This window comes from Planomonospora antibiotica (genome assembly GCF_014647955.1).
Taxonomy (GTDB): Bacteria; Actinomycetota; Actinomycetes; order Streptosporangiales; family Streptosporangiaceae; genus Planomonospora; species Planomonospora parontospora.
Genome location: NZ_BMQE01000107.1, coordinates 1 through 4,831 on the forward strand (window position 1 = coordinate 1; position 4,831 = coordinate 4,831).

Annotated in this window: 4 protein-coding genes; 2 read left to right on the top strand and 2 right to left on the bottom strand. The window is 73.9% G+C overall.

Translation table 11 applies throughout. From position 1 onward, the window contains the following. Nucleotides 1-995, bottom strand: a 995-nt coding sequence (locus tag IEZ06_RS35400) for a HAMP domain-containing protein (RefSeq protein WP_189241035.1), incomplete at its 3' end; no start/stop codon positions are given. A 121-nt stretch (nucleotides 996-1,116) separates the two neighbouring features. Between IEZ06_RS35400 and IEZ06_RS35405 the strand changes: the two genes are divergently transcribed. Beyond that, nucleotides 1,117-2,658, top strand: a complete 1,542-nt coding sequence (locus IEZ06_RS35405) for a PP2C family protein-serine/threonine phosphatase (protein WP_189241036.1) — start codon at nucleotides 1,117-1,119, stop codon at nucleotides 2,656-2,658. Nucleotides 2,659-2,725: 67 nt separating this feature from the next. On the opposite strand, the gene IEZ06_RS35410 is transcribed toward IEZ06_RS35405, so the two are convergent. Then, nucleotides 2,726-4,492, bottom strand: a complete 1,767-nt coding sequence (locus IEZ06_RS35410; protein WP_189241038.1) for a S9 family peptidase — start codon at nucleotides 4,490-4,492, stop codon at nucleotides 2,726-2,728. Nucleotides 4,493-4,653: 161 nt separating this feature from the next. Between IEZ06_RS35410 and IEZ06_RS35415 the strand changes: the two genes are divergently transcribed. After that, the coding region (locus IEZ06_RS35415) for a helix-turn-helix domain-containing protein (protein ID WP_189241037.1) at nucleotides 4,654-4,831 on the top strand (178 nt) is incomplete at its 3' end.

Sequence of the window (4,831 nt, forward strand, 5' to 3'; positions counted from 1 at the left end):
AGGGTGTCCTTGAGCTGGAGGATCTCGCCCTGCGCGTCGGCGGTGATCTTCTTCGACAGGTCGCCCTGGGCGACGGCCGTGGAGACCGCGGCGATGGCCCGCACCTGGGTGGTCAGGTTGCCCGCCATGACGTTGACGTTGTCGGTGAGGTCCTTCCAGACCCCGGAGACGCCCCGGACCTGCGCCTGGCCGCCCAGCCGGCCCTCGGTGCCGACCTCGCGGGCCACCCGGGTGACCTCCTCGGCGAAGGCGGAGAGCTGGTCGACCATGGTGTTCACGGTGTTCTTCAGTTCGAGCATCTCGCCGACCGCGTCGACGGTGACCTTGCGGCTCAGGTCGCCCCTGGCGACCGCGGTGGTGACCAGTGCGATGTCGCGGACCTGGGCCGAGACGCGGGTCGACATGGCGTTCACCGCCTCGGTCAGGTCGCGCCAGCTGCCCGACATGCCCCGGAGCTGCGCCTGGCCGCCCAGCCGGCCCTCGGTGCCGACCTCGCGCGCCACCTGCGTGACCTCGGAGGTGAACAGGGACAACTGGTCCACCATGCCGTTGATCGCCTTGCCGAGGCGCCGCACCTCGCCCCGGGCGCCGCGGTCCAGGTCGATCCGGCGGGACAGGTCGCCCTTGGCCACGGCGTCGATCACGTCGGCCGCCCCGCTGACCGGACCGGACAGGGCCTCGATGAGGTCGTTGACCGAGTGCACGCTCTCGGCCCAGGCGCCCACGCCGGGCCCCGGGGTCAGCCGCTCGCCGAAGCGCCCCTCCTTGACCACCTCGCGGCGGACCCGCATCAGCTCGTTGGCCAGGTGCTCGCGGCGGTCGGCGACCTCGTTGAGCAGCAGGCGGATCTCGCTGAGGATCCCGTCGGGGGCGTACGGCACGCGGCGCCGGAAGTCGCCGTCGCGCCAGGCGAAGAGCGTCTCGAGGAGCGGTCGCAGGTCGGACTCGCTGTAGTGCCGCTCCTCGGCGTCGGGCATCGTGTCGGCCGTGGTCATGAGACCTCCTTGAATCCCGAGGGGGGCAGCCTCGGGTCATCCCAGTCTGTCACGATGCACAAGCCCCGGTCCCGCCTTCGTTTTACCCCACGTCGCCATGGAGTGTGGTAATCAGGGAACAATGACCACCGCTCCACGCGCGCTCCTGGCCGCGTCCTTCACCCCGGGAGACGCAGCCGTCTCCGAGGTCAGGCGGTTCACCCGAGAGGTGATGACCGCCTGGGCCGCCGCGTCCGTCCTGGCCATGGCCGAGCAGCTGTCCGGAGAACTGGCCGCGCAGGTCGCCGACGTGCCGTTCGAGGTCGTGTGGACCCACCTCGGCGACCGGGTGCAGGTGGAGGTGCGGCAGAAGAGCGCCTCGGAGACGCACCCCGGCGCCCCCGTCGTGCCGGTGGAGGAGTGGGGCGTCACCTTCGGCGCGGAGCACCGCACCCACTGGGCCCGGCTGCCGCTGCCCGGCTCCCACGACCAGGTGACCACGGAGTGGGCCGAGGAGGACGACTCCGGGCGGGGGCCGATCTGGCTGCGCTTCCTGGCCGACGCCAGCGACCTGCTGGCCGGGACGCTCGACCCGGACATGGTGCCCGCGATCATCGCGCAGATCGCGGTGCCCCGGCTGGCCACCTGGTGCGCGGTCTTCACCTGGACCGACGGCGGCGGGCCGCAGCGCCCGGCCTACCTGTGGCACGCCGACGAGGGCCGCATCGACGAGCTGCGCGAGATGCTGGCCGGGAGCCGCGTCCCCGAGGAGGGCGGCTCGACGCAGCTCGGCGACTCCCACGTGCTGACCGTCCCGCTCCTGGCGCGGGGGCGCTCGCTCGGCGCGATGTGCCTGGGCCGCCCCGACCGCTTCGCCGACGACGTCATGCAGTACGCCGAGGACATCGGCCGCCGCGCCGCCCTCGCGCTGGACAACTCCCTGCTCTACGCCCAGCAGGCCGCGGCCAACCGGGCCCTGCAGCGCAGCCTGCTCCCGCCCGACGACCCCGGCGAGATCCCCGGGCTCGACCACGCGGTGGTCTACGAGCCCGCGGGGGAGACCAACGAGGTCGGCGGCGACTTCTACGACCTGTTCGCGGCCGGGGACGGGTCCTGGCGGTTCGCGGTCGGCGACGTCTGCGGGACCGGCCCGGTGGCCGCCGCGGTCACCGGCCTGGCCCGCCACACGCTGCGCCTGCTCGCCCGCGAGGGGTACGGCGTCGCCGCCGTCCTGGGCCGCCTCAACCAGGCGATCCTGGAGGAGGGCGACCGGGCCCGGTTCCTCACCCTGCTCCACGGGGAGATCAGACCCGTGCGGACGGGCCTGGAGCTGCGGCTCGTCTCCGCCGGGCACCCGGAGGCGCTGCGGCTCAAGCCCAGCGGCGTCGTGGAGCCGGTGGTGACCTCCCAGTCGCTGCTGGGGGTCTTCCCCGAGGTGGACTTCGAGGCGGACCTGGTCCACCTCGACCACGGCGACGTGCTGCTCGCGGTGACCGACGGGGTGACCGAGCGGCGCCAGGGCGAGCGGCTGCTCGACGACGACGGGGGCCTGGCCAAGCTGCTGGCCGAGTGCGTGGGCCTGTCCGCCGGTGCCGTGGCGGCGCGGATCCGCCGGGCGGTGCAGGAGTTCACCACCGAGCCGAGCGCGGACGACATGGCGATCGTGGTCCTGCGCGCCCGCTGACGGCCCGGAGCCGTCCGGGTCGTGACCGGGCAGGCGTCCGCCTTCCGGGCAGGTGTCCGCCTTCCGCTCAGGCGTCCGTCTTCACGTGCCTGCGGACGAAGTCCAGCTGGGCGGCCATCTGGGCGATGCGCTCGGCGACGACCAGCGAGCCGTGGCCCGCGCCGTACCGGTAGACCTCGTGCTCGTGCCCGCGCGCGGCGAGCCGGGACACGTAGGCCTCGATCTGGCGGATCGGGCAGCGCGGGTCGTTCTCGCCGGCCAGGATCAGCACCGGCGCCTCGACCCGGTCCACGTAGGTGATGGGCGAGCAGTGCGCGTAGCGCTCCGGCTGCTCGGCGGGTGAGCCGCCGAGCAGCGCGCGGTGGTAGGCCCGGAGCGACTCGGGCTCGTCCTCGTAGGCCGCCAGGTGGTCGGCGATCGGCACCGTCGCGACGCCCGCCGCCCACGTCTTCGGCTGCGTCCCCAGGCCGAGCAGCGTGAGGTAGCCGCCCCAGGACGACCCGGCCAGCACCAGGCGTTCCGGGTCGGCCAGGCCGCGCGCCACCATCGCCTCGCGCACGGCGGTCACGTCGGCCAGCTCGATGTGGCCGACGTCGCCCGCCAGCGCGTCCCGCCAGGCCGAGCCGTACCCGGTGGAGCCCCGGTAGTTGACCCGCACGACCGCGAAGCCGAAGTCCACCCAGGCAGCCACCTGCGGGAGGAAGGAGTCGTCGTCCTGCGAGGTGGGCCCGCCGTGCAGGAGGAAGACGGTCGGGTGGGGCCCGGCGCCGCGCTCGGGCCGGGAGACCAGGGCGTGCACGCGCCCGCCGGGCCCGTCCACGTCCACGTCCTCGACCGGGACGGAGGGCGGCGAGGACGGCCCGCCGTGGTTCATCACCACCTGGCCGTTGCTGGAGCGGATCACCGGCGGGTGGGCGCCGCTGGACCAGGAGTACTCCACCGAGCCGTCGGGCCGGGGCGCGGCGGCGTCGATCACGCCGTGCTCGGTCTCGATCGGGGCCAGCACGCCTCCGGCCAGGTCGTAGCGGTGCAGGCGGGTGCGGCCGCGGTTGGCCCGGACGACGAGCAGGGACCGGCCGTCGCCGTACCAGTCGGCGGTGATCTCGCCGGGGTCGGGCAACCAGATCTCCCGCTGCTCGCCGCTCACCGGGTCCCAGACCAGCGGCTCCCGGCGGCCCCGGCGCTCGTGCAGGGCGAGCAGCCGCCGGTCGCCGGAGACGGGGGCGAAGCGCAGGCCGACGACGCCCCTGCCGGGACCGTCGCCCAGCTCGCCCACCGTCTCGCCGGACCGCCGCAGGACCCGGAGGGAGGGGTGCCTGGTGTCGCCGTGCTCGCTGTGGTTGATCGCGATCAGCGAGCCGTCCAGGGAGACCGCGGCCACGGAGGCGGCCTCGGCGTGCTCGTAGACCACCCGGGCGGGGGAGCCGGGCCGTACGACGTAGACGGTGAAGCCCTGACCGGGCCGGGCCAGGCCGATCACCGCGTCGCCCGTCGCGGCCAGGGCGATCCCGGCGGGGTGGCCGGGGCCGAGGTCGACCGGCTCGTCGGGGCCGCCGGTGAACGGCTGGCGCATCCAGCCGCCCCACTCGTCACCGTCGGTGTCGGCGAACCACCAGATCCACTGGCCGGTGGGGTCGACGGTCCCGTGCGAGGTGCCTTTGGGGCGCGCGGTCACCTGGCGCACGACGCCCTCCGCGCGGTCCCAGGAGTAGACCTCCCAGGCGCCGGAGACGTTGCTGCGGTACACGGCGCGGGCGGGGGCATGCCGCGCCCAGACGGGCAGTGTCACGCGTGGCGCCCGGAACCTGGTCTGCCAGCGTTCCTCCGCCTTCATCATGGGGCCTCCTTCGTGGATACCCCGGCCTTCAGGCTGGGGAGGAAACGAAGCTCCCGCGTAGCGGGGCAGGGAAAGGCGAATCGCCGCCAGGGCGATTCGGCGTCCACGGCCACCGGCCGAAACCCGCCGCTCACACGGAAACTGATACGATGTGAGGCATGACGCAGCAGGTCAAGCGGGCTTTTAAGTACCGCTTTCACCCCACGGACGAGCAGGCGGCTGAGCTGTCCCGCACGTTCGGCTGCGTCCGCCTCGTGTACAACAAGGCGCTGGAGGAGCGCACGCGGGCCTGGTACGGCCAGCAGCGCAGAATCTCCTACGTGCAGTCCTCGGCGG